The following is a 1,308-nucleotide window of genomic DNA, read 5'->3' on the forward strand; positions in this document are numbered from 1 at the left end:
AGTTCCTTGACGACCTCGATCATCGGGCGCCCGTCGTTGAGCATCCTCTGGCCCTGCCGGACCTTCGCGATGACCTGCTCCGGGGTATGTCTGCGTGCCATGATTCGTGAATCTCCTCCTGCACCCATTATCGGATGCGAAACTCACACAACCACTGGACTCCTACCCGGGGACCCAACCACTTCGTCGAAGGACGCAATGGTGTCTTCGCTGGCGTCTTACAAGAAACCTGCTTGGCAACGTTCAAGCACGCACGGACCCGCAAAGTGGAAATCACTCGGTCCAACGGGAACGTGGACCACGTTGCATCTGTACCCGTTCCGATAACAGATGGTCCTTGGCTGCTGCCACGTGAGGCCCGTGACGCGACCATCGCCGCCGCCGCAGCTCGAATGCCTCTTACCCTTGAGCAGGCTGGCTGGCATGCTTCCACCGGACCGCTGGTATGGAACCGTCGCAAGAGCGATCTTCATACACGTAACGGCAGGAACCGGGCGGTGGTGCTCTGGGGCGCTGACGTCGACGGAGGTGTCGTACATCGCGACCCGGCCCGAGATTCCATGCGATACCTCAGTCTGTCCGTCCCGTCTGATCAGACCGTAATGATTTTGGACAAGCCGGCCGTTCTAATCCAAAGGACGACAGCTCCCGAGCAGAGCCGGCGTGTGGTGTGCGCGGAACTCAACGAGGATGCTCTGAGCAAGTTCGGTGGACAAGTCGTTATTGAGAACCACCTCAACGTCCTACAGCCAACAACACCATCGCCTCTACTGTCACTAGGCACCCTCAACCGTGTCCTTCAGACAGACACGATCGACCGACTGATGCGCTGCATCTCTGGTTCCATCGCCGTCAGCTCCTACGAAATCGATTCACTTCCCCTACCCAATGCAGCCACTCTCGCATCCTGGGAATTCCTGACAGGGGAAGACCTCGAAACAGCCGTTCGGACTGCCTACACACCGGCGGTAAAACGTGCCTGAACTCCTACCTGTCGTCGGCCGAGTGCTATGTCAGGAGCGCCTCGAGCTGATCTTTCCCAAAGAAGCCTTCCAGCATGCGCTCTCAAGCCCGATGTCAGGTGCTGTTGGTTGGGTCCCCGTTTGCAGTCCAGTGGCTATGCGATAGCTAGTTGGTTTTCTGCGGTCCAGCGTTTCCAGTAGGTCGAGGGTGTCATTCCGTCGAGGGATCCGTGGGGCCGTTCATGATTGTAGATGTCCTTCCATTCCTGGGCGAGGTACCGGGCTTCGGCCATGGTGTCCAGGATTTCCCCGGTGAGTTGTTCCCTTCTGAATTGGGCGTTGAAGG

At 58.3% G+C, this 1,308-nt stretch carries 1 protein-coding gene; it reads right to left on the bottom strand.

Going from position 1 to position 1,308, the window contains the following annotated elements; all coding sequences use genetic code 11:
* Positions 1-1,117: 1,117 nt before the first annotated feature.
* Positions 1,118-1,308 (bottom strand): integrase core domain-containing protein (locus tag FQ377_RS14680; RefSeq protein WP_148601898.1); only part of this gene is annotated, 191 nt, incomplete at its 5' end.

This window comes from Arthrobacter echini (assembly GCF_008107445.1).
GTDB lineage: Bacteria > Actinomycetota > Actinomycetes > Actinomycetales > Micrococcaceae > Arthrobacter_D > Arthrobacter_D echini_A.